Source organism: Pseudomonas sp. CP-1 (assembly GCF_021213715.1).
Lineage (GTDB): Bacteria > Pseudomonadota > Gammaproteobacteria > Pseudomonadales > Pseudomonadaceae > Pseudomonas > Pseudomonas aeruginosa.
Window position 1 is genome coordinate 257,577 of record NZ_JAJQKY010000006.1, and the last position, 21,676, is coordinate 279,252.

Below are 21,676 nucleotides of genomic sequence, written 5' to 3' on the forward strand. Positions count from 1 at the left end.
TATGGCGACGACTCTAAGGAGCGCCACCGGAGCGCTCAATGATCCTAAATGACAAGTTACTGATCGGAATGCACAGGGATGCTTGGCAAGCCGACGCCACTCCCCTACCCTGTGGGCTGCCTTGGAGACCCGCATGCGCAAGCTGATCTTCCTGATTCTGATCACCCTCTTCGCCGCCTACGCCGGCTGGGCCGAACGCCGCCCGGTAGGCCACTACCTGTCCGACCTGCGCAGCCAGGTCAGCGTGGTCCAGGGCCAGCCCGGCGAGCGCGGCAACCTGCTGGCGGTCCAACCGGAACTGTTCACGCCGGACTACCAGAGCGCCGAACGGTTGCAGCTGAAATTCCACGCCTACCTGGAAAATGCCCGCCGCCAGGGCCTGCTCAACGAGCGCACGGTGGTGGTGTTCCCCGAGCATGTCGGCACCTGGCTGGTGGCCAGCGGCGAGAAGCCCGAGGTCTATGCCGCCGCCGACTGGCCCACGGCGATGGACTGGATGGCCGCGAGCAACCCGCTGAAGGTGGCGCGCGGCTGGATCACCGCGCGCGGCGAACAGCGTCTCACCGACACCCTGTTCCGGATGAAGGCGGTGGACATGGCCCACGACTACCAGACCCTGTTCGGCGGGCTCGCCCATGATTTCAAGGTGACGGTGGTCGCCGGCTCCATCGTCCTGCCCGACCCCGAGGTCGAGGACGGCGAGCTGCGTCCCGGCACCGGCCAGCTGTACAACGTCAGCCTGACCTTCGGTCCCGACGGCCGGCCGCTCGGCCAGCCGCAACGCAAGGTATTCCCGACCCGCCACGAACTGAGCTACCTCAACAACGGTCGCGGCGAGCGCCTGCAGGTGCTGGATACGCCGGCAGGACGCCTGGGCGTGCTGATCGGCACCGACAGCTGGTACCCGGACACCTACGCCACCCTGGTCGAACAGCGCGTCGAACTGCTGGCGATCCCCGCCGCCCTGAACCAGAGCGGTCGCTGGCAGCAGCCCTGGCCCGGCTTCGATGCCGAGCTGGTTCCCGGCGACGTGCGCCTGGCGCCGAACAGCCTGAGCAACGCCGAGGCCTGGCAGCGCCTGGCGGTCGGCGAGCGCCTGCTGGCCAGCGGTGCACGCGGCGCCGCCGTGGCCTTCGCCCATAGCCGCCTGTGGAACGTCACCGAAGACGGCCAGAGCCTGCTCGGCTCGCCGCAGGGCATGCGCCAGGCCAATCCCGGCGGCGGTGCGCAACTGGTCAATCTCTGGCTATGAGCGCGCCCCGGGTTCGCCTCGGCGACCTCTCGGTCGGCTTCGTCCAGGCACTGGCCGACGCCCTGCTCGCCGCCGGCGTCGAGCCCGCGCCACTGCTCGAGCAGTACGGCCTCGACCAGCGGCGCCTGGCCGAACCCGGGGCGCGCCTGTCGATCCCTCGCTACATGCGCCTCGGCCATGCCGCCATACAGCTCAGCGGCGACCCCGCCCTCGGCCTGCAGATGGGCCGCCTGAGCCGTCTCGGACAGATGGGCCTGGCCGGCGTCAGCGTCGCCCAGGCGCCCAACCTGCGCGCCGCCGCGCGGGCAATGATCCACCTGGAACCGCTTTACGCGCAAAACTACCGGGGCCAGTCGAGCCTGGTGGAAGACGCCGGCGGCGCCTGGCTGCGCTTCTATTCGATCAGCCCCTACAACGCCTACAACCGCTTCGTCGTCGATTCGGTGCTGGCAGGCTGGATCAGCCATCTCGGCGCCCTGGCAAGGCAGCCGTTGAAAGCGGAGCGGGTGGAGATCGAATATCCAGCGCCGACTTGGGCCGAGCGCTACGAGGCATTCTTCGGCTGCCCGGTGGAATTCGGCGCGCCGACCAACCAGTTGCGCCTGAGCCAGGCCAGCCTGGCCCTGGCGAATGCCGAGCACTGTCCGAGCACCTGGAGCCAGATGCTGGAACTCTGCAACCGCGAACTGGAGCAGTTGACCCGCACCCGCAGTTGGCGCGAGCGCGTCAGCCGCCTGTTGGGGCCGATGCTCAATGGCCGCGAGCCGGACCTCGAGGAAGTCGCCGCGCGCCTCAAGTTGCCGACCTGGACCCTGCGGCGCAAGCTGGCCGAGGAAGGCACGCAGTTCCGCAGCATCCTCAACGACACCCGCCGCGACCTGGCGATGGTCTACATCCGCGAGACCGACCTGGCTTTCGGCGAAATCGCCTACCTGCTCGGCTTCGCCTCGGCGGAAGCCTTCCAGCGCGCCTTCAAGCGCTGGAGCGGACAGACGCCCGGCGAATTCCGCCGCGCCCAGCGACAGAGCGCCTGATCACATCTCGGTGGCGTCGTCCGCCGGCTCCGGCAGGTCGCATTCGGCGGCATGCTGCTCCAGCAGTTCTTCCTGGTAGTCGTCCATCGCGGATCACCTTTCGTTCGTCTGTGTCTTTCAGCTGTAGACGAGGAAGATGACAGCGGGATTACCGCGCGCGGACCGACGGAGCAGGAAATCCGGCAAACAAGGAGAAAACGGAAGACGCAGGGGACGACGGAAACGAAAAAAGCGGCCATTGGCCGCTTTCTTCGTGGCTCACCCCGCCTCGGCGTGGTGAAGATGTATGGCGCAGCGGACGGGACTCGAACCCGCGACCCCCGGCGTGACAGGCCGGTATTCTAACCGACTGAACTACCGCTGCGCGTCGGCTGGGCAAGATGCCCGGTAAAGCGACTTCCTCTCGTTGCAGCCTGGCTGCCCGCCTTCTGGCGGAAGACGGCGAGTTCGGGGTGGTGAACTCGGGAGGGGAAGTGAATGGCGCAGCGGACGGGACTCGAACCCGCGACCCCCGGCGTGACAGGCCGGTATTCTAACCGACTGAACTACCGCTGCGCGTAACTTGCGAGATTGGTGGGTGATGACGGGATCGAACCGCCGACCCTCTGCTTGTAAGGCAGATGCTCTCCCAGCTGAGCTAATCACCCTTCACTCTCGAAGTGGGGCGCATTCTACCGACCGAAAAACCTAAGTCAATGCCCTGATTGAATTTTTTTTGAAATTTCGGCGATCGCCTGTCGCCAAGGTCGGCGCCGGGGCCCATGCCGGCCCCAGCCACGGGCCGCTCACTCGACCCGCAGGCTCAGGCGCGCCGAGACCCGGCCGTCGACCTGGCGGTCCAGGCCGGCCTCCGCCACCTGCACGCCCTGCCCGTTCAACTGCTCCAGCCAGGGCAGCAGCTTGGCGAATGGCGCCGGCTGCAGGGCCACCTGCACGGCGCCCTCGCCTTCGTTGTCGAGGCGCTCGACACTCAGTCCGGCCTGGGCCGCCGAAGCCGTGACCATGCCCTGCAGCGCCGCCGGGTCGATCTGCGCCTGTGGCGCCGCGGCATCGGCCTGGCGCACGTTGGGCGCCTGCTGCTGGATGTAGGCATGCAGCGCGCGCTGTTCGGTGAAGTACTGCCGCGCCGACTGCAGATGGCGCTCGGCCGGGCGCCACAGCGCCAGGTAGAGCACCACCAGCAGGAGGAACGCACCGAGCCAGAGCAGCGCCAGGCGGTCCCGCGCCGGCAGCCCGCGCCAGCGGATCGCCAGCTGCGAGGTTTCCGCCTGGGCCCTGAGGCGCTCGTGGAATTGCGTCATCACCTTCATCTCAACCTCCTATCACCAGGCGCGCGCTGACCGTCGAGCCATCGCGGCTGGCCGAACCCAGCTGCACCGCCAACCCGGACTCGCTGAGACGCGAACGCAGCCGTTCCAACACGTCGAAACCGGGAGCCCGCACCTGGAGGGCGACGTCGCCGCGAGCGGCGCTGAAGTCCAGTTGCTCGACGCTCACCGTCGGCTCGCCGCCGATCACCGTGGCGGCCTGGCCAAGCAGGCCGAGCAACTGGCCCTCGCCGCCGCTGCTGGCGCTGTCGGCCAGGTGCTGGTCGAACTGCGCGCGCAGGTTGATCAGCTTGCGGTCCTCGGGAAACAGCTGGCGGTAGAGTTCTGCGCTCTGCGCCGCGTAGCGATCGCCTTCGCGCTGCAACTGCCAGGCCTGGACCAGGGTAAAGCCCCATTGCAACACCAGCCACAGCCCGACCAGCCCCAGCAGCGGCCGCCAACGGCGCCACTGGCTGCTCTGCTGGCGCGCGGCGAACTCGGCCTGGGCCAGGTCGGTGCCCAGCGGCTGCTCGCTCAGCCAGACGTGCGGATTGCCCGCCAGGGCCTGGACTTCCACCCCCTCCAGGGGCGCCACCTCCTGCGCGGCGAAGGCCCGCTGCGGCGGCGGGCAACTGTCGCGCAGCACCGGCCAATCCTCGCTGCCGCAGGCCAGGCGTACGGCACCGCTGCCGCCGAGCAGCCAGCGCTCTTCCAGCCAGAACAGGCAGCTGCCCTCGCCCGGCAGGCAATCGGCATCGACATGCAGCGAAGCCGGCGCCTTGCCCGCGCCCTCGGCCAGCGCCAGCCAGGCGGCGAGCCAGGTGCGCTGCACGGCGAATACCCGGTGGCGGCCGTCGGCCAGCGCCGGACCAAGGGCAAGGTGCATCTGCTCGACATCGTCGGCCAGTTGTTCCTCCACCGCAAACGGCAGCGACTGGCGCAACCAGCGCGCCTTCTGTGTAGGCAGGTTCACCGCGCAGGCGGTCACCGCCTCCACCGGCAGGTACAGCCGCCAGGGCGCGCGGATCTCCGCCAGCGCCTGGGCGAACGGCGCGCGCCGGCACTCGCCATCCTGCACCCACCATACCGCCAGTTCCCCATCGGCCCCCGCCGTGCTGGCGGGCGGCAGGAACAGCGCACTCACTCCACTCATCGCTCGTCCTTCTTCCAATCGTCGCCGCCCGTCGACGGGATGGGCAGGCCGCCCTGCCCCATGTCGCGGGCCATCACGCGTATCTTGCCGTCCTTGCCCCGCTGCAAGGTACTCACCAGCACCTGCCGGCGGTCGCCCAGGCTGACCTCGCTGATCACCTGGAAGTAGCGGGTGCCGACGGCATAACTGACGTTTCCGGTCTTCGAACCCAACTGGGTCAGATGCTTGGTGAAATCGTCCTTGCTCTGGAAACCTTCCCGACCGCGGGCGTCCACGATGTTTTCCGCCTGTCCCGGATCGATCTCGAACATGGCGGCCAGCACCGGCACGCTGGCGGTGTTCACGTTCAGCGGCGCATCCTCGGGCAAGGCGCTGACGAACGGCAGCAGGCGTCGATAGTCGGCTTCCGACAATTTCAGCAGGCGCAGCTCGGACACGTCCTTGAAACTGCGGTTGGCGGCGCGGTAGGCCGGCGCCTCCAGCAGGTACTGGTTGTCCTCGGCGCCTTGCTCGCCCTGCGGATTCTGGTCGGCATCGAGCCAGTCGGCCAGCCGGTCCGGCAAGCCCTGGACGATCTCTTCCTTCATCCCCAGGGTGGCCAGCAGGCGACGGAACTGCTTCACCGAATCCGGCTTGACCTTGCGCTTGCGCACCAGTCCGTTGAGGTTGAAACGCCCGCTGGGGTCCTCGATCCGCACCCGCAGCTCGCCGCCGTCGTCCAGCTTGAACGGCGTCATCGGTCGCGCCCAGGCCTCGCCCAGGTGGTCCACCGGCTCGCGGGTATTCTCGCCGCCCTGGCGCAGGTCGCGGCGCAGCACCGCTTCCGCCAGGCGTTCGCCGCCCAGCGCATAGTGCCAGGCCTGGCGCACGTGCAACTGGTTGGCGCTGCTGCGTATCGCCAACTGCTGGCGGATGATCAGCCCGGCGCAGACGATGGTCACCACCGCCACCACCAGCAGCACGGTAATCAGCGCGACGCCGCTCTGCCCGCGCCTCATTCCGGCGCCCCCGGCATGCCTTCCGGCGGCTGCGGCACCCCGCCCTCGCCGTTCTCGCCATTCTCGCCGCCCGGCTGGCCCTGCGGCTGGTCCTGCTTGAGCGGCGGATCGAGCAGACGCCAGACGCGCACCAGCTTGCCGTAGTGGCGGTGCTCCAGGGTCATCTCCACCGCCAGCGGCAGGCTTTCCAGGCGCTCCTCCTCGCTGCCTTCGTCGGTCGGCCAGTGGCCCTGCCAGTTGTGCTCCTTGTCGAGGAAGCGCCAGCTCAGCGCGGTAACCCCGTCCAGCACCTGCTGCACCCGTGGCTTGCTGTCCTGGGCGCGGTCCAGAACCAGCCAGTAGCGGCGTTCGAGGGTCTCCCCGGACAGCGACCAGCGCACCCGCTGCAGGCGCGAGCGCGCCTGGCCGAGCGGGTTGCGCCAGCCGCCACGGGTGAATTCGACGATCTGGTCGTTCTCGCCCTCGCTGAGGAAGGCGCCACGGTTATCGCCCAGTTCGTCGCGTACCGGACGTTCGACCGCCTGGGTCAGGTCGCGCTCCAGGGCGCCCATCGCCCGCACCAGCTCGCGCATGCGCTGCTCCTGCACGCGAGTCGCCTGGTCGGTCTGCATCACGCTGTCGAACATGCGGTAGGTGGCCAGGGCCAGCAGGGCGAAGATGGCGATGGCGATCAGCAGCTCGAGCAGGGTGAAGCCCCGCTGTAGCCTCATGGCTGGCTCCCGAGGAAACCGACGAGGCGCGCTGCGGCGCGTTCCTCGATGCTGCCACGCTCGCGGCCGAGGGGCTTCGCCGCGACCCAGACGATCACCCGCCGCATATCCTGCTCGGCGGTGCTGTCGACCTGGGTGCGCCACTCCCAGCGGCGCCCGGCGAACTCCAGCTCGCCCTGGTTGCGGCCGCTGGAGGGCGGCGTCTGTTCCAGTTGCAATTCGTTGAGACGGTTGTCGGCGATCCACATCGCCAGGGTCTTGTCTTCCAGCCGCGAGGCGTTCTGCAGGCTGCGCGCGCTGGCACTGAGCACGCTGGCCGCGACCATGGCGAAGATCGCCAGGGCCACCAGCACTTCCAGCAGGGTGAAACCACGCGCGCGCCTCATCGCCGCGCCACCTCGACCCGTGGCAGGCGGAAACCGTCGCTGCTCAGCGACAACGCCCGCCCCTCGGGTCCGCGCTCGGCCAGGCGCAGGCGGAACGGGCTGAGTTCGCCACTGGAAAGGATCAGCAATTGCGGCTGATCGGTGCCTTTCTTCTGCTCCTTCTCGCCCTTGCTGCCGGCCAGCACCAGCGGCTGGCCGTCCAGCTCGAAGGTCAGCTCCGCCCACTCCGGCAGGCGGTGGCTGTCGCGCGCCACCGGCAACCAGCGCGCCTTCGCTTCGTCGTAGCGCAGCACCTGATAGGCATCGCGCTCCAGGCGCAGGCCGTACTCGCGGTTGTCCAGCACGGCCTCGTCGGTCAGCACGCCGATCAGCCCGGCGAGCCGCTCGGCCTCGCTGTCCAGCTCCCGCGAGGTGCTGGCGAAGCCGGTGCTGAACACCGCCAGGCCGATCAGCACGCTGATGATGACCATCACCACCATCAGCTCGATGAGGGTGAAGCCGCGTGAAGCCTGCATGTCCGGTCAGTTGTCCCAGTTGCCGATTTCGGCGTCGTTGTCGCTGCCGCCTTCCTTGCCGTCGGCGCCCAGCGAATACAGGTCGAACGGGCCCTTGGTGCCCGGCGCCAGGTACTGGTAGGGATTGCCCCACGGATCGACCGGCAGCTTCTTCAGGTAGCCGTCCTTGTTCCAGTTCTTCGGCTGCGGGTTGCCGGTGGGCTTCTTCACCAGCGCCTCGAGGCCCTGCTGGGTGCTCGGATAGGCGAAGTTGTCCAGCTTGTACATGTCCAGCGCGGCAGCGATGGCCTTGATGTCGCCCTTGGCCACGGTGACCTTGGCCTGGTCGGGACGGCTCATCACCTGCGGCACCACCAGGGCGGCGAGGATGCCGAGGATGACCACCACGACCATGATTTCGATCAGGGTGAAGCCCGACTGTTGGCGACGCTGCAATGGGCGGCTCTGATTCACGCGATTACCCCACGAGTTGGTTGAGAGAAAGGATCGGAAGAAGAATGGCAAGGACGATGACCAGCACCACCGCGCCCATGAATATCAGCATGAACGGTTCGAACAGGCCGACCATCAGGCCGATCTGCGCCGCCAGGTCGTTCTCCTGGTTGCGCGCGGTGCGCGCCAGCATCTGGTCCAGCTCGCCGGAGCGCTCGCCGCTGGCGATCATGTGCAGCATCATCGGCGGGAACTGCCCGGTGGCTTCCAGCGAGCGGGTCAGGCTGGCGCCCTCGCGGACCTTCTGCGCGGCCTTGACCACTTCGTTGCGGATGATCCGGTTGGCGATCACCTCGGCGGCGATCGCCAGCGCCTCCACCAGCGGCACGCCGCTGCGGGTGAGGATCGCCAGGGTCGAGGCGAAGCGCGCGGTGTCGGTGGAACGCACCAGCCGACCGACCAGCGGCACGCGCAGCAGGAAGCCATGCCAGCGCTCGCGAAAGGCATCCTTGCGCAGCGCGTAGCGGAAGCCGATCACCCCGCCGATCGCCGCGACGAAGGCCAGCGCGCCCCAGGCCTTGACCCAGTCGCTGACGCCGATCAGCACGCGGGTCAACAGCGGCAGGGTCTGCCCGCTGTCGATGAACACCCGGACCACGTCGGGCACCACGTAGCCCAGCAGGAAGCCGACGATGGCCAGCGAAGCGACCATCAGGATCACCGGATAGAGCAGCGCCAGCTGGATCTTCTGCCGCGACTGCTGGCGCTGCTCGGTGTAGTCGGCAAGTTGCTCCAGCACCGGGCCGAGGTGCCCGGCATGCTCGCCGGCAGCAACCGTCGCCCGGTACAGCTCGGGAAAGGCGGTGGGAAACTCGCGCAGGCTGCCGGCCAGGCTATGGCCCTCGAGGACCTTGGCGCGCACGGCGAGAAGCATCGACTGGATGCGCTGCGAGGTGGACTGCGCCGCGGCGGCGCGCAGCGCCTCCTCGATCGGCAACGCGGCCTGGACCAGGGTCGCCAGTTGGCGGGTCACCAATGCCAGGTCGCGCGCGGACAGTCCGCGGGCGAACGTCAGGCGCCCGCCCTGCCCGCTCTGCTCGCGGGTACGGGTGGGCTTCACATCGAGCGGCGCCAATTGGCGCTCGCGCAGCAATTGGCGGACCTGGCGCGCGCTGTCCGCCTCCAGCACGCCCTTCTGCTGGCGACCGCTGGGGTCGAGGGCGAGGTATTCGAAGGCGGCCATTATTCTTCCCGGGTCACGCGCAGGACTTCCTCGACCGTAGTGACGCCTTCCAGCACCTTGCGCCGACCGTCGTCGCGGATGCTTGGTCCGCTGGTGCGGGCATGCCGGGTCATTTCCTGCTCGGAGGATTCGTTGTGGATCAGCGAGCGCATGTGGTCGTCGAACACCACCAGTTCATAGATACCGGTACGCCCGCGATAGCCATGCTGGTGGCACTCGCCGCAGCCGCGGGCGCGATGCAGAGTCGGCGGCGCGGCGGGATCGACGCCGAGCAGCGCGCACTCGGCCTCGTCGGCGCGGTAGGGCTCCTTGCACGCCGGGCAGAGCACCCGCACCAGGCGCTGGGCCAGCACGCCAAGCATGGAGGAGGACAGCAGGAACGGCTCGATGCCCATGTCCACCAGGCGGGTGATCGCGCCGATGGCGCTGTTGGTGTGCAGGGTCGAGAGCACCAGGTGGCCGGTCAGCGAAGCCTGCACCGCGATCTCGGCGGTCTCCCGGTCGCGGATCTCGCCGACCATCACCACGTCCGGGTCCTGCCGGAGGATCGCCCGCAGGCCGCGGGCGAAGGTCATGTCGACCTTGGCGTTGACCTGGGTCTGGCCGATGCCCTCCAGGTGGTATTCGATCGGATCCTCGACGGTGAGGATGTTCCGCGTGCGGTCGTTGAGCGTGGTCAGGCTGGCGTACAGGGTGGTGGTCTTGCCCGAGCCGGTGGGGCCGGTGACCAGCAGGATGCCGTGCGGCTTGCGCACCGTTTCGTCCATCAGCTTGCGGTCGCGCTCGCTCATGCCCAGGTGTTGCAGGTTCAGGCGCCCGGCCTGCTTGTCGAGCAGACGCAGCACCACCCGTTCGCCGTTGGCCGAGGGCAGGGTCGAGACGCGGATGTCCACCTCGCGCCCGCCGACCCGCAGGGAAATCCGCCCATCCTGGGGAATACGCTTCTCGGCGATGTCCAGCCGCGCCATGACCTTGATCCGCGATACCAGCAGGGCCGCCAGCTCGCGCTTGGGCTCCAGCACCTCGCGCAGCACGCCGTCGACGCGGAAGCGCACCACCAGGCGTTTCTCGAAGGTTTCCAGGTGGATGTCCGAGGCGTTCTCGCGGATCGCCTCGCCGAGGATCGCGTTGATCAGGCGAATGATCGGCGCGTCGTCCTCCTGCTCCATCAGGTCCTCGGTTTCCGGGACCTGGTCGGCCAGCGCGGCGAGATCCAGGCTGCCGCCGAGGTCCTCGGCGAGCTGCATGGCCGCCGAGGAATCGTGCTGGTAGGAGGCCGCCAGGGCCTGGTTGAAGGCGTCCTCGCCGAGCGCCTTGAGCGGCAGGCGGCGGCCGGCGAAGCGCTGCGCCTCGGCAATCGCCGCCAGCTCCACCTGCGGCCGGCAGGCCAGCCAGTACTGCTCCTCCAGGCACAGGAACAACAGGCCCTGGCGCTTGGCGAAGCTGAACGGCAGACGCCGTGGCGGTGCGGCCGGCGCGGCGATGTCGGGTAATGGGGCTGTCATCATGGATGCCTTATAGCGGTAACCTTACAGAAGTATCTTGGTCGTATATGACCACTGAACGGTTACCGTCAGTATTGTTAGTTGTTAGTCGTTTTGTGCGGCCGATCCCGAGTTCCTCTTGCAGAAGTATCCTGGCGAGCCGTTATCTTAAGCACAAGCGTGCCTGGCCCGGCCAGTCACACCTATTGATAGAAGTAGGTAGCCTACCGGCAACGAACTGCTATGATCCCTCGGCGATCTTCAGACATAACGATAAAGACCAGGAGTGATGTATTGCCTTTCTCCGGCGCCTCTTCCCGCTGGTTGCAGCGGTACGCCCCGGCCCTTCTGGCTGTTGCCCTGATCATCGCCATGAGCATCAGCCTCGCCTGGCAGGCGGCCGGCTGGTTGCGCCTGCAACGCAGCCCGGTAGCCGTCGCCGTCTCGCCGGTCAGCCACGAGTCGATCCGCAGCGATCCGACCCGCCTGGCGCGCCTCTTCGGCACCAGCGCCCAGGACCCCAACGCCCCGCCACCGGCCACCAACCTCGACCTGGTGCTCAAGGGCAGCTTCGTCCAGAGCGATCCCAAGCTGTCCAGCGCGATCATCCAGCGCCAGGGCGACAAGCCGCACCGCTACGCGGTCGGCGGCGAGATCAGCGACGGCGTGAAGCTGCACGCGGTCTACCGCGACCGCGTCGAACTGCAGCGCGGCGGGCGCCTGGAAAGCCTGCCCTTCCCGCACCGTTCCGGGGGACTGCTGGCCAGCGCGGACGACATTACAAGCGAGAACGACTCGATCGAACAACTGCAAAGCCTGCAGGATGAGAACGCTGCAGCATTGCGCGAGCGCCTGGACGCCTTGCGCCAGCAGATGGAAGCCACGCCCATCGCAGAACCCGCCGAAGAAGACTCGAGCGAGCCCACGACCATGCCTACGGAAAGCGACTGACCCGATGTCCCAGCCTTTGCTCCGCGCCCTGTTTACCCCTTCCAGTCGTTCGTACGTTCCCGCCGTCCTTCTCAGCCTGGCCCTCGGCATCCAGGCGGCGCACGCCGAAGACAGCGGCGGGAACGCCTTCGTCCCGGCCGGCAACCAGCAGGAGGCGCACTGGACGATCAACCTCAAGGATGCCGACATCCGCGAATTCATCGACCAGATTTCCGAAATCACCGGCGAGACCTTCGTCGTCGACCCGCGGGTCAAGGGCCAGGTCAGCGTGGTCTCCAAGGCCCAGCTCTCGTTGAGCGAGGTCTACCAGTTGTTCCTCTCGGTGATGAGCACCCACGGCTTCACCGTGGTCGCCCAGGGCGACCAGGCGCGCATCGTGCCCAACGCTGAGGCCAAGACCGAGGCCGGTGGCGGCCAGAGCGCGCCGGATCGGCTGGAGACGCGGGTGATCCAGGTGCAGCAGAGCCCGGTATCGGAACTCATCCCGCTGATCCGTCCGCTGGTCCCGCAATATGGCCACCTCGCCGCGGTGCCTTCGGCCAACGCGCTGATCATCAGCGACCGCAGCGCCAATATCGCGCGAATCGAAGACGTGATCCGCCAGCTCGACCAGAAGGGCAGCCACGACTACAGCGTGATCAACCTGCGCTACGGCTGGGTGATGGACGCCGCCGAGGTGCTCAACAACGCCATGAGCCGCGGCCAGGCCAAGGGCGCGGCGGGCGCCCAGGTGATCGCCGACGCGCGCACCAACCGCCTGATCATCCTCGGCCCGCCGCAGGCGCGCGCCAAGCTGGTGCAACTGGCGCAGTCGCTGGACACCCCGACCGCGCGCTCGGCCAACACCCGGGTGATCCGCCTGCGCCATAACGACGCCAAGACCCTCGCGGAAACCCTCGGCCAGATCTCCGAAGGCATGAAGAACAACGGCGGCCAGGGCGGCGAACAGACCGGCGGCGGCCGACCGAGCAACATCCTGATCCGTGCCGACGAAAGCACCAATGCGCTGATCCTGCTGGCCGACCCGGATACGGTCAACGCCCTCGAGGACATCGTTCGCCAGCTCGACGTGCCGCGCGCCCAGGTATTGGTGGAAGCGGCCATCGTCGAAATCTCCGGCGACATCCAGGATGCCGTCGGCGTGCAATGGGCGATCAACAAGGGCGGCATGGGCGGGACCAGGACCAACTTCGGCAATACCGGGCTGTCCATCGGCACCCTGCTGCAAGCGCTCAAGGACGACAAGCCGCCGGCGCTTCCCGACGGCGCCATCGTCGGTATCGGCAGCAGCAGCTTCGGCGCGCTGGTCACCGCGCTGTCGGCGAACAGCAAGAGCAACCTGCTGTCGACCCCGAGCCTGCTGACCCTGGACAACCAGAAAGCGGAAATACTGGTCGGTCAGAACGTCCCCTTCAATACCGGCTCCTACACTACCAACAGCGAAGGTTCGAGCAATCCTTTCACCACGGTCGAACGCAAGGACATCGGCGTCAACCTCAAGGTCACCCCGCACATCAACGACGGCGCGGCCCTGCGCCTGGAGATCGAGCAAGAAATCTCCTCCATCGCCCCCAGCGTGCAGCAGGTCAGCAACACCGACATCATCACCAACAAGCGCTCGATCAAGAGCACCATCCTCGCCGAGAACGGCCAGGTCATCGTGCTCGGCGGCCTGATCCAGGACGACGTGGTGCAGGCAGAGTCCAAGGTACCGCTGCTCGGCGACATTCCCTGGCTGGGCAAGCTATTCCGCTCGACCAAGGACACTCACACCAAGCGCAACCTGATGGTCTTCCTGCGCCCGACCGTAGTGCTCGACGGCGCAGGCCTGGCGGCGATTTCCGGGAAGAAGTACAGCGACATCCGCGTGCTCGACGGCCGTCGCAGCCCAGAAGGCCGTGGGAGCATCTTGCCGAGCAGCGCCGGACAATTGTTCGACGGTCAGACCGTCGACCTGCGCGACCTGAAAGCGGAGTAACGTTCCTCAGGCTCTCCTGCGAGACAGCGGAGGACAACAAAAAAGGCGCGGCCCCTTGCGGGTCAGCGCCTTTTTCACATCGACATGGCAACACTCAGTCGAGGTAGACCATTTTCCGGGTCATGCCGCCATCGACCAGGAATTCCTGGCCGGTGACGAAACCGGCGTCCTCGGAGAGCAGCCAGGCCACCAGCGACGCGACATCCTCCACCGTTCCGACCCGGCCGACCAGGTGTTGGTCGTGGTCCAGCTCGGTCAGCGGCGCAGCCTCGCGCTCGGCGGCCTCGCGGGTATCGATCCAGCCGGGGCTGAGCGCATTGACACGGATCTCCGGGCCCAGGCTGGCGGCCAGGGCATGGGTCAGCGCCAGCAACCCGCCCTTGCTCGCGGCGTAGGCCTCGGAGTCAGGCTCCGACTGGTGGGCACGAGTCGAGGCGATGTTGACGATGGCGCCGTTGTGCGCGCGTAGATAAGGCGTGCAGTACTTGGCCAGCAGCATCGGACCGGTCAGGTTGACCGCCAGGGTGCGGGTCCACTCGCCGAGGCTCAGCGCCTCCAGCGGCGTATTGCGCGGATTGGCGATGGCGGCGTTGCAGACCAGGCCGTCGAGGCGGCCGAACTGACCGAGCACCTCGGCCACGCTCATCGCCACCTGGCCCTCCTGGGCCACGTCCATGGCCACGAACCAGGCGTGCTCGCCCAGCGCCTCGGCCACCCTGGCACCGCGTTCACGGTCGTTGTCGGCAAGCACTACCTGCCAGCCCTCGGCGATCAGCCAGGCACTGATGCCCAGGCCAATGCCCCGGGCCGCCCCGGTGACCAGGGCGACCTTGCCGTTGCCTCGCAGATTGGGTTCGATCACAGCGCGGCCAGCCCCCGGGCCATGTCGGCCTTGAGGTCGTCGAGATCCTCCAGGCCGACCGCGACCCGGATCAGGCTGTCGCCGATCCCGGCGCGCGCGCGGTCCTCGGGGGACAGCCGACCGTGGGAGGTGGTCGCCGGGTGGGCGATGGTGGTCTTGGTGTCGCCCAGGTTGGTGGTGATCGAGACCATCCGGGTGGCGTCGATGAAGCGCCAGGCGGCATCGCGCCCGCCCTTCACGTCGAAGCTGACGACCGCGCCGAAGCCACTCTGCTGGCGCCGGGCCAACTCATGCTGAGGATGGCTCTGCAGGCCCGTGTAGTAGACCCGCTCGATGCCCGGCTGGTGCTCCAGCCATTCGGCCAGGGCCAGGGCACTGGCGCTGTGCGCCTGCATGCGGATACGCAGGGTTTCCAGGCCCTTGAGGAACAGCCAGGCGTTGAACGGGCTGAGGGTCGGTCCGGCGGTGCGGAGAAAGCCGACCACTTCCTTCATCTGCTCGCCGCGACCGGCGACCACCCCGCCCATGCCCCGGCCCTGGCCGTCGATGTACTTGGTCGCGGAGTGGATCACCACGTCCGCACCGAGCTTCAACGGCTGTTGCAGCGCCGGCGTGCAGAAGCAGTTGTCCACCGCCAGCAGTGCGCCCTTGGCGTGGGCGATCTCGGCCAGCGCGGCGATATCCACCAGCTCGGCCAGCGGGTTGGATGGCGACTCGACGAAGAACAGCTTGGTATTCGGCTTGCACGCCGCCTCCCAGGCCGCGAGATCGCTCAACGGCGGATAGTCGACCTGGATGCCGAAGCGCTTGAAGTACTTGTCGAACAGGCTGATGGTCGAGCCGAACACGCTGCGCGAGACCAGCACGTGGTCGCCGGAGCTGCACAGGCTCATCACCAGGGCGAGGATCGCCGACATGCCCGACGCCGTGGCCACCGCCTGCTCGGCTCCTTCGAGGGCGGCGATGCGCTCCTCGAAGGTGCGTACCGTGGGGTTGGTGTAGCGCGAATAGACGTTGCCCGGCACTTCGCCGGCGAACCGCGCGGCCGCGTCGGCGGCGGTGCGGAAGACGTAGCTGGAAGTGGTGAACAGCGCCTCGCCGTGCTCGCCCTCCGGCGTCCGCCGTTGCCCGGCGCGAACCGCCAGGGTGTCGAAGGCCGCGCCTTCCAGGTCGCTGTCGAGACGCCCGGCATCCCAGTCCTGAGTCATGCCGCTCTCCCCTTTGTCAGTCGTTGTACAGATCGATGATCGCGCTGACCGCCTGGCTCTTGGCCTTGGTCGCATCGTTGCGCGCCTGTTCGATCCGGTTCAGGTAGGCCTCGTTGACGTCGCCGGTCACGTACTCGCCGTCGAACACGGCGCAGTCGAAGTGATCGATCTTGATCTTGCCGCCGCCGACCGCATCGATCAGGTCGGGCAGGTCCTGGTAGACCAGCCAGTCGGCGCCGATCAGCTTGCTGACGTCCTCGGTGCTGCGATTGTGCGCGATCAGCTCGTGCGCACTCGGCATGTCGATGCCGTAGACGTTGGGGTAGCGCACGGCCGGCGCGGCGGAGCAGAAGTAGACGTTCTTCGCCCCGGCCTCGCGGGCCATCTGGATGATCTGCTTGCAGGTGGTGCCGCGGACGATGGAGTCATCCACCAGCATCACGTTCTTGCCGCGGAACTCCAGCTCGATGGCGTTGAGCTTCTGCCGCACGGATTTCTTCCGCGCCGCCTGGCCGGGCATGATGAAGGTGCGGCCGATGTAGCGGTTCTTGACGAAGCCCTCGCGGAACTTCACGCCGAGCCGGTTGGCCAGTTCCAGCGCCGCGGTGCGGCTGGTGTCCGGGATCGGGATGACCACGTCGATGTCGTGGTCGGGACGCTCGCGGAGGATCTTGTCGGCAAGCTTCTCGCCCATGCGCAGGCGCGCCTTGTACACCGAGATGCCGTCCATGATCGAATCCGGACGCGCCAGGTAGACGTGCTCGAAGATGCACGGCGCGTATTTCGGCGCCTTGGCGCACTGGCGGGTGTAGAGCTTGCCTTCCTCGGTGATGTATACCGCCTCGCCCGGCGCCAGGTCGCGGATCAGGGTGAAGCCGAGTACGTCCAAGGCCACGCTCTCGGAGGCGATCATGTATTCGACGCCATTCTCGGTATGCCGCTGGCCGAAGACGATCGGACGGATCGCATTGGGGTCGCGGAAACCGACGATGCCATGGCCGGTGATCATCGCCACCACCGCGTAGCCGCCGACGCAACGGTCGTGCACGCAGGAAACCGCGGCGAAGATGTCCTCCTCGGTGGGCTGCAGCTTGTTGCGCACCGCAAGCTCGTGGGCGAACACGTTGAGCAGCACTTCCGAATCGGAGTTGGTGTTCACGTGGCGCAGGTCGGATTCGTAGATTTCCTTGGCCAACTGCTCGACATTGGTCAGGTTGCCGTTGTGCGCCAGGGTGATGCCGTAGGGCGAGTTGACGTAGAACGGCTGCGCCTCCGCCGAGCTGGAGCTGCCGGCGGTCGGGTAACGCACATGGCCGATGCCGACGCTGCCGATCAGGCGCTGCATGTGGCGCTGCTGGAAGACGTCGCGGACCAGGCCGTTGTCCTTGCGCAGGTACAGCTTATCGTCATGGCAGGTGACGATACCGGCAGCGTCCTGGCCGCGATGTTGGAGGACGGTGAGCGCGTCATACAGCGCCTGATTGACGTTCGACTTGCCCACGATACCGACGATGCCACACATGTGACGCAACCCCTACTTGGCTCAAGCTGGAAAGATGGGAAGCGCGATCGGTCCGTCCCGGACCATCGAGCTGACCAGGGCCTCGTGGGCCGCTGGCTCCCGCGAATCGGCGACCTTCGCCGCCGACTGGCTCGCGGCACGTCCTGTGCCGCCGGCGCCGCGCCATCGACGCGCCGCCCTGGAAAACCGCGGGACCCGGCCTCGGCCAGTGTCCCGCCAAAATCACTGGCTGGGAAGCAGCCCGCCGATGCCGCTCGGCGGCGTTATCGGCGCGGCCGGCAACCACTGGCCGGCGAAACCGAGAATGAAGTTCTTCGACCAGTCGGCGACCATCAGGAAATGCGGCATCAGCACCGACTGCTGCCACCAAGGGTCCTGCTGTACCGGGGCCAGGCTGAGCAGGCCGACCAGCAGCACGACCAGCAGTACGCCGCGCGCACCGCCGAAGACCATGCCGAGGAAGCGGTCGGTGCCGGAGAGGCCGGTGACCCGGATCAGTTCGCCGATGAGGTAGTTGACCAGCGCCCCGAGCAGCAGGGTCGCGATGAACAGCAGCGCGCAGGCTGCGATGATGCGGGCCGAGGGGGTCTGGATGTACTCGCCCAGGTGCTGCGCCAGCGCCCCGCCGAACATCCAGGCCACCGCGCCGGCGACTATCCAGGTAAGCAGGGACAAGGCTTCCTTGACGAAGCCGCGACTCAGACTGATCAGGCTGGAAACGACGATGATGGCGACCATCGTCCAATCGACCCAGGTAAATGCCACTATGCAGCCCACAAGCAGAAAAGGCGCTGCATTTTAGCAGAGCGCGCCCGCGACGGTAAGCCGCGGGTCGCGGTCAACCGCGTTCCGGCTGGAAGCGCACGACGAAGCCGTTGAGCTTCTGCTGCTTGCTCAGCTGGTCGCGCAGGCGATCCGCCTCGGCGCGCTGGATCACCGGCCCGACGAAGACCCGGTTCATCCCGTCGAAGCTGCGGATGTAGGCGTTGTAGCCCTGGGAGCGCAGGGTCTTCTGCAGTTCCTCGGCGCGCGCCCGGTTGGACAGGCTGGCAAGCTGTACCGACCAGCTCTGCGGCAGGTTGTTGGCGTCCAGGCGCTTCTCCACGGGCGGCGGGCTCGGCGGCGCAGCGGGCGGTTGCGGCTGGCTTGGCGGCGGGCTGGCGGCCGGCGCCTGGGTCTGGGCAGGCGGCGGGGTCGCCGGCAGGCCGCCGATCGGCTGGCTGGGCTGGCCGGCGGCGGCCGGGGAGCCTTCCTCGACGATCTCGGGAGCGATGTCTTCTTCGCCGGGCTGCAGTTCCGGCACCTCGGTCGGCTGCACCTCGACACTGGGCATGGCCGGCGCTTGCGGGCGCGGCGGCGCTTCCACCACGACCTGGCGCGACTCGTCTTCGCGGGTGAACAGCATCGGCAGGAAGATCACCGCCAGGGCGATCAGCACCAACGCCCCGACGATGCGCTGCTTCAGCCCTCTTTCCAGCAAGGCCATGATTTACTCCCCCTTATCCGTTCTACGGGCCAGCCATTCCAGGCCTTCGGCCACGCTATAGAACGATCCGAACAGCAGAATGACATCATCCGCGGTAGCCTTGGCGCACTGCGCGTCCAGGGCGGCGGCGATATCCGCATGGCTGCTCGCCGGAACCTGGCGCAGGATCAGCGCCGCCTCCAGCTCCGCGGCCGGCCGCGAACGCGGGGTCGGCAACGGTGCAACGGCCCAATCCTGCACCAAGCCGGTCAAGGGTTCCAGTACGCCATCCAGGTCCTTGTCCGCCAGCAGGCCGAAGACCGCCAGGTAGCGTCCTCGTGGCGCTGCGGCACGCAGGCGTTGCGCCAGGTACTGGGCGGCCTGGGGATTGTGCCCGACGTCCAGCAGGAGCTGGCGTGACTGGCCGTTCCAGGACAGGTCGCGGCGATCGAGGCGACCGGTCACCCGGGTCCGCCGCAGCGCCTCGGCCAGGCGCTCCGCCTGCCAGGGCAACTCGAGCAACGCGTAGGCCTGCAGGGCCAGCGCGGCGTTTTCCATGGGCAACTCGAGCAACGGCAGATCGTGCAGCGCCAGCGCCTGGCCGTCCGCGGCCAGCCCGCGCCAGTGCCAGCCATGATCGGCGAGCGCCAGGTCGTAGTCGCGACCGCGCAGGTAAAGCGGTGCCCCCAGCGCAGCCACCTGCTCCAGCAATGGCTGCGGGGGATCGAGATCGCCGCACAGGGCCGGTTTGCCGGCGCGCAGGATACCGGCTTTCTCGAAAGCCACGCTTTCGCGGGTATCGCCCAGCCACTCGGCATGGTCCAGGCCGATGCTGGTGATCAGCGCCAGGTCGGCGTCGATCAGGTTGACCGCATCCAGGCGCCCGCCAAGGCCGACTTCCAGCACCGCGAAGTCCAGCCCGGCGCGCTCGAACAGCCAGAAGGCGGCCAGCGTGCCCATTTCGAAATAGGTCAGGGAAATCTCGCCGCGTGCGGCCTCCACCGCGGAGAAGGCGTCGCACAGTTGCGCATCGCCGGCCTCGATGCCGTCGATCCGCACCCGCTCGTTGTAGCGCAGCAGGTGCGGCGAGCTGTAGACCCCGACCGACAACCCCTGCTCACGCAGCAGCTCGGCGAGCAGGGCGCAGGTAGAGCCCTTGCCGTTGGTCCCGGTAACGGTGACCACGCGTTTCGCCGGCCTTCCCAGGCCGAGCCGGCGCGCTACCTCGCGGGAACGCTCCAGGCCCATGTCGATGGCCGTCGGATGGAGTTGTTCGAGATAGCTCAGCCAATCGGCCAGGGAACGCTGGGTCATGCGGATACGGGGCTCGGCGAATGAGTGAAGGCCGACAGCAGATTGGCCAGGCGCGGCCGCAACTCGGCACGATGCACGATCATGTCGATGGCGCCATGCTCGAGGAGGAACTCGCTACGCTGGAAGCCTTCCGGCAGCTTCTCGCGGACGGTCTGCTCGATCACGCGGGGACCGGCGAAGCCGATCAGCGCCTTGGGTTCGCCGACGATCACGTCGCCGAGCATCGCCAGGCTGGCGGAAACGCCGCCGTAGACCGGGTCGGTCAATACCGAGACGAACGGGATGCCTTCTTCGCGCAGGCGCGCCAGGACCGCCGAAGTCTTGGCCATCTGCATCAGCGAGATCAGCGCTTCCTGCATGCGCGCGCCGCCGGAGGCGGAGAAGCAGATCAGCGGGCAGCGCTTCTCCAGGGCGACGTTGGCCGCGCGAACGAAGCGCTCGCCGACGATGGCGCCCATCGAACCGCCCATGAAGGAGAACTCGAAGGCGCAGGCGACCACCGGCATACCCTGCAGCTTGCCGCTCATGGCGATCAGCGCGTCCTTCTCGCCGGTGTCCTTCTGTGCCGCGGCGAGGCGATCCTTGTACTTCTTGCTGTCGCGGAATTTCAGGCGGTCCACCGGCTCGAGGTCGGCACCCAGCTCCTCGCGACCGTCCTCATCGAGGAAGATGTCCAGGCGGGTACGCGCGTTGATGCGCATGTGGTGGTCGCACTTCGGGCAGACATCCAGGGTCTTTTCCAGCTCCGGACGGTACAGCACGGCTTCGCAGGACGGGCATTTGTGCCACAGGCCTTCCGGTACCGAACTCTTCTGGGACTCGGAACGCATGATGGAAGGGATCAGCTTGTCTACCAGCCAGTTGCTCATGCTCTTTGTTCTCCAGTGCAAGGTCGGGATGGCCGCACCGATCCGGTGACGGCGTCCCTGAGCAAATTCATCTTCGTGACCGCCGGCAGCGGTGGGCCCCACGGCTGCGAAACGTTTCGCGGCCTGTCCCATCCCCCGCCTGCGCGGTCACCTGGGCGATACCCGGCGAGCGGCTATCGCGAAATATCTGGCCTCCCTATCGGCGGCCGGGCGTTGTCGCGGAAACGGCGACACGCTAGTGGACGGCGGAGGGCCGCCCGTCGTCACATCATGTCTCGTCGCGGCGCCGCGAACGCACCGCGTCCACGAACGCGCGGACCCTCGCCGCATCCTTGATTCCCTTGCTCGCCTCGACGCCACCACTGACGTCCACCGCGTAGGGCTTGACCTGCTCGACTGCCCTGCCGACGTTATCCGGCGTCAGACCGCCGGCCAGCACCAGGGGTTTGCCCAGGTCGGCCGGCACCAGCGACCAGTCGAACGCCGCCCCCGTGCCGCCGGGCACGCCTTCCACATAGGTATCCAGGAGAATCCCGGCAGCTCCCGGATATGCCGCCGCGCGCCCGACGATGTCGTCGCCGGGCTTCATCCGCAGGGCTTTCAGGTAGGGTCGCCGATGTCCCTCGCAGTCCTCGGCGCGCTCGTCGCCATGGAATTGCAGTAGGTCCAGCGGCACCGCATCGAGAATCTCGCCCAGTTCGCAGCGGCTGGCGTTGACGAACAGGCCGACGCTGGTCACGAACGGCGGCAGGGCACGAACGATTTCCCGCGCCCGATGGATATCCACCGCCCGCGGGCTCTTCGCATAGAACACCAGGCCGATGGCATCGGCGCCCGCCGCGGCGGCGGCCAGGGCGTCCTCGACTCGGGTGATACCGCAGATCTTGATGCGAACGGCTGGCAACGACGGAGAATCCTCGGCGAGTGAGCGACGAACCGCCGGACGGCCGGTCCGGCGGGAATTCTCGATGGTAGCAAAAGCCCGATTCGACG

General features: G+C 67.6%; 21 protein-coding genes and 3 tRNA genes. 4 read left to right on the forward strand and 20 right to left on the reverse strand.

Annotation, left to right across the window (positions count from 1 at the left end; all coding sequences use genetic code 11):
- Positions 1-133: 133 nt before the first annotated feature.
- Positions 134-1,252 (forward strand): carbon-nitrogen hydrolase family protein, encoded by a 1,119-nt coding sequence (locus LT948_RS14775; protein WP_003091364.1) that lies wholly within the window; start codon positions 134-136, stop codon positions 1,250-1,252.
- Positions 1,249-2,286: an AraC family transcriptional regulator gene (locus tag LT948_RS14780; protein ID WP_033996113.1), complete on the forward strand. Its 1,038-nt coding sequence runs from the start codon at positions 1,249-1,251 to the stop codon at positions 2,284-2,286. Before LT948_RS14775 ends, LT948_RS14780 begins: the two co-directional genes overlap by 4 nt.
- Before the next feature lie 287 nt (positions 2,287-2,573).
- Here LT948_RS14780 and LT948_RS14785 read toward each other — a convergent pair.
- From LT948_RS14785 to xcpR, 12 genes are all read right to left on the reverse strand, one after another.
- A tRNA-Asp gene (locus tag LT948_RS14785) sits at positions 2,574-2,650 on the reverse strand.
- Between the two features lie 114 nt (positions 2,651-2,764).
- Positions 2,765-2,841: transfer RNA gene (locus LT948_RS14790), tRNA-Asp, on the reverse strand.
- 16 nt (positions 2,842-2,857) lie between these two features.
- Positions 2,858-2,933, reverse strand: a tRNA-Val gene (locus tag LT948_RS14795).
- Positions 2,934-3,071: 138 nt separating this feature from the next.
- On the reverse strand, positions 3,072-3,596 hold the full coding sequence (gene xcpZ / locus LT948_RS14800) for a GspM family type II secretion system protein XcpZ (protein WP_003091369.1): 525 nt from the start codon (positions 3,594-3,596) through the stop codon (positions 3,072-3,074).
- Position 3,597: 1 nt separating this feature from the next.
- On the reverse strand, positions 3,598-4,746 hold the full coding sequence (xcpY, locus tag LT948_RS14805) for a GspL family type II secretion system protein XcpY (protein WP_003103522.1): 1,149 nt from the start codon (positions 4,744-4,746) through the stop codon (positions 3,598-3,600).
- The gene (gene xcpX / locus LT948_RS14810; RefSeq protein WP_003091371.1) at positions 4,743-5,744 is read right to left on the reverse strand and encodes a GspK family T2SS minor pseudopilin variant XcpX; all 1,002 of its coding nucleotides are present in this window, start codon (positions 5,742-5,744) and stop codon (positions 4,743-4,745) included. Before xcpX ends, xcpY begins: the two co-directional genes overlap by 4 nt.
- On the reverse strand, positions 5,741-6,454 hold the full coding sequence (xcpW, locus tag LT948_RS14815; protein WP_003110067.1) for a GspJ family T2SS minor pseudopilin variant XcpW: 714 nt from the start codon (positions 6,452-6,454) through the stop codon (positions 5,741-5,743). The genes xcpX and xcpW overlap by 4 nt, the downstream gene beginning before the upstream one ends.
- Positions 6,451-6,840, reverse strand: a complete 390-nt coding sequence (gene xcpV / locus LT948_RS14820) for a GspI family T2SS minor pseudopilin variant XcpV (RefSeq protein ID WP_003091373.1) — start codon at positions 6,838-6,840, stop codon at positions 6,451-6,453. The genes xcpW and xcpV overlap by 4 nt, the downstream gene beginning before the upstream one ends.
- Positions 6,837-7,355 (reverse strand): GspH family T2SS minor pseudopilin variant XcpU, encoded by a 519-nt coding sequence (gene xcpU, locus LT948_RS14825; protein ID WP_015502647.1) that lies wholly within the window; start codon positions 7,353-7,355, stop codon positions 6,837-6,839. Before xcpU ends, xcpV begins: the two co-directional genes overlap by 4 nt.
- Positions 7,356-7,361: 6 nt before the next feature.
- Positions 7,362-7,808 (reverse strand): GspG family T2SS major pseudopilin variant XcpT, encoded by a 447-nt coding sequence (gene xcpT, locus LT948_RS14830; protein WP_003130409.1) that lies wholly within the window; start codon positions 7,806-7,808, stop codon positions 7,362-7,364.
- Positions 7,809-7,812: 4 nt separating this feature from the next.
- Positions 7,813-9,030 (reverse strand): GspF family T2SS innner membrane protein variant XcpS, encoded by a 1,218-nt coding sequence (gene xcpS, locus LT948_RS14835; RefSeq protein ID WP_003091376.1) that lies wholly within the window; start codon positions 9,028-9,030, stop codon positions 7,813-7,815.
- On the reverse strand, positions 9,030-10,538 hold the full coding sequence (xcpR, locus tag LT948_RS14840) for a GspE family T2SS ATPase variant XcpR (RefSeq protein ID WP_003091377.1): 1,509 nt from the start codon (positions 10,536-10,538) through the stop codon (positions 9,030-9,032). Before xcpR ends, xcpS begins: the two co-directional genes overlap by 1 nt.
- 219 nt (positions 10,539-10,757) lie before the next feature.
- On the opposite strand from xcpR, the gene xcpP reads away from it, so the two are divergent.
- Positions 10,758-11,465 (forward strand): type II secretion system protein N, encoded by a 708-nt coding sequence (xcpP, locus tag LT948_RS14845; RefSeq protein WP_052150783.1) that lies wholly within the window; start codon positions 10,758-10,760, stop codon positions 11,463-11,465.
- Positions 11,466-11,469: 4 nt separating this feature from the next.
- Positions 11,470-13,443: a GspD family T2SS secretin variant XcpQ gene (xcpQ, locus tag LT948_RS14850; RefSeq protein ID WP_033996110.1), complete on the forward strand. Its 1,974-nt coding sequence runs from the start codon at positions 11,470-11,472 to the stop codon at positions 13,441-13,443.
- A 94-nt stretch (positions 13,444-13,537) separates the two neighbouring features.
- Here xcpQ and LT948_RS14855 read toward each other — a convergent pair whose 3' ends face one another.
- The 8 genes from LT948_RS14855 to LT948_RS14890 all read right to left on the reverse strand — a co-directional run bounded on the left by LT948_RS14855 (position 13,538) and on the right by LT948_RS14890 (position 21,587).
- The gene (locus LT948_RS14855; protein ID WP_003091381.1) at positions 13,538-14,305 is read right to left on the reverse strand and encodes an SDR family oxidoreductase; all 768 of its coding nucleotides are present in this window, start codon (positions 14,303-14,305) and stop codon (positions 13,538-13,540) included.
- Complete coding sequence (locus LT948_RS14860; RefSeq protein WP_023875087.1) at positions 14,302-15,513, reverse strand: O-succinylhomoserine sulfhydrylase; 1,212 nt, start codon at positions 15,511-15,513, stop codon at positions 14,302-14,304. Before LT948_RS14860 ends, LT948_RS14855 begins: the two co-directional genes overlap by 4 nt.
- A 16-nt stretch (positions 15,514-15,529) precedes the next feature.
- Positions 15,530-17,035, reverse strand: a complete 1,506-nt coding sequence (gene purF / locus LT948_RS14865; protein WP_003091383.1) for an amidophosphoribosyltransferase — start codon at positions 17,033-17,035, stop codon at positions 15,530-15,532.
- 222 nt (positions 17,036-17,257) lie between these two features.
- Positions 17,258-17,800, reverse strand: a complete 543-nt coding sequence (locus LT948_RS14870) for a CvpA family protein (protein WP_003113932.1) — start codon at positions 17,798-17,800, stop codon at positions 17,258-17,260.
- Positions 17,801-17,873: 73 nt separating this feature from the next.
- Positions 17,874-18,521 carry an SPOR domain-containing protein gene (locus tag LT948_RS14875; RefSeq protein WP_023109818.1) on the reverse strand — a complete coding sequence of 216 codons (648 nt, stop codon included), beginning with the start codon at positions 18,519-18,521 and terminating at the stop codon, positions 17,874-17,876.
- A 3-nt stretch (positions 18,522-18,524) separates the two neighbouring features.
- Positions 18,525-19,814 (reverse strand): bifunctional tetrahydrofolate synthase/dihydrofolate synthase, encoded by a 1,290-nt coding sequence (gene folC / locus LT948_RS14880; RefSeq protein WP_033996109.1) that lies wholly within the window; start codon positions 19,812-19,814, stop codon positions 18,525-18,527.
- Positions 19,811-20,683 (reverse strand): acetyl-CoA carboxylase, carboxyltransferase subunit beta, encoded by an 873-nt coding sequence (gene accD / locus LT948_RS14885; protein ID WP_003104199.1) that lies wholly within the window; start codon positions 20,681-20,683, stop codon positions 19,811-19,813. Before accD ends, folC begins: the two co-directional genes overlap by 4 nt.
- Before the next feature lie 268 nt (positions 20,684-20,951).
- Positions 20,952-21,587 carry a phosphoribosylanthranilate isomerase gene (locus tag LT948_RS14890; RefSeq protein WP_003091389.1) on the reverse strand — a complete coding sequence of 212 codons (636 nt, stop codon included), beginning with the start codon at positions 21,585-21,587 and terminating at the stop codon, positions 20,952-20,954.
- Between the last annotated feature and the right edge of the window lie 89 nt (positions 21,588-21,676).

Excerpts from the sequence above, each read along its gene's own strand:
- LT948_RS14775 (WP_003091364.1), top strand. The coding sequence starts at position 134 with ATGCGCAAGCTGATCTTCCTGATTCTGATCACCCTCTTCGCCGCCTAC.
- LT948_RS14780 (WP_033996113.1), top strand. The coding sequence starts at position 1,249 with ATGAGCGCGCCCCGGGTTCGCCTCGGCGACCTCTCGGTCGGCTTCGTC.
- xcpZ (WP_003091369.1), bottom strand. The coding sequence starts at position 3,596 with ATGAAGGTGATGACGCAATTCCACGAGCGCCTCAGGGCCCAGGCGGAA.
- xcpY (WP_003103522.1), bottom strand. The coding sequence starts at position 4,746 with ATGAGTGGAGTGAGTGCGCTGTTCCTGCCGCCCGCCAGCACGGCGGGG.
- xcpX (WP_003091371.1), bottom strand. The coding sequence starts at position 5,744 with ATGAGGCGCGGGCAGAGCGGCGTCGCGCTGATTACCGTGCTGCTGGTG.
- xcpW (WP_003110067.1), bottom strand. The coding sequence starts at position 6,454 with ATGAGGCTACAGCGGGGCTTCACCCTGCTCGAGCTGCTGATCGCCATC.
- xcpV (WP_003091373.1), bottom strand. The coding sequence starts at position 6,840 with ATGAGGCGCGCGCGTGGTTTCACCCTGCTGGAAGTGCTGGTGGCCCTG.
- xcpU (WP_015502647.1), bottom strand. The coding sequence starts at position 7,355 with ATGCAGGCTTCACGCGGCTTCACCCTCATCGAGCTGATGGTGGTGATG.
- xcpS (WP_003091376.1), bottom strand. The coding sequence starts at position 9,030 with ATGGCCGCCTTCGAATACCTCGCCCTCGACCCCAGCGGTCGCCAGCAG.
- xcpR (WP_003091377.1), bottom strand. The coding sequence starts at position 10,538 with ATGATGACAGCCCCATTACCCGACATCGCCGCGCCGGCCGCACCGCCA.
- xcpP (WP_052150783.1), top strand. The coding sequence starts at position 10,758 with ATGATCCCTCGGCGATCTTCAGACATAACGATAAAGACCAGGAGTGAT.
- xcpQ (WP_033996110.1), top strand. The coding sequence starts at position 11,470 with ATGTCCCAGCCTTTGCTCCGCGCCCTGTTTACCCCTTCCAGTCGTTCG.
- LT948_RS14860 (WP_023875087.1), bottom strand. The coding sequence starts at position 15,513 with ATGACTCAGGACTGGGATGCCGGGCGTCTCGACAGCGACCTGGAAGGC.
- purF (WP_003091383.1), bottom strand. The coding sequence starts at position 17,035 with ATGTGTGGCATCGTCGGTATCGTGGGCAAGTCGAACGTCAATCAGGCG.
- LT948_RS14875 (WP_023109818.1), bottom strand. The coding sequence starts at position 18,521 with ATGGCCTTGCTGGAAAGAGGGCTGAAGCAGCGCATCGTCGGGGCGTTG.
- folC (WP_033996109.1), bottom strand. The coding sequence starts at position 19,814 with ATGACCCAGCGTTCCCTGGCCGATTGGCTGAGCTATCTCGAACAACTC.
- accD (WP_003104199.1), bottom strand. The coding sequence starts at position 20,683 with ATGAGCAACTGGCTGGTAGACAAGCTGATCCCTTCCATCATGCGTTCC.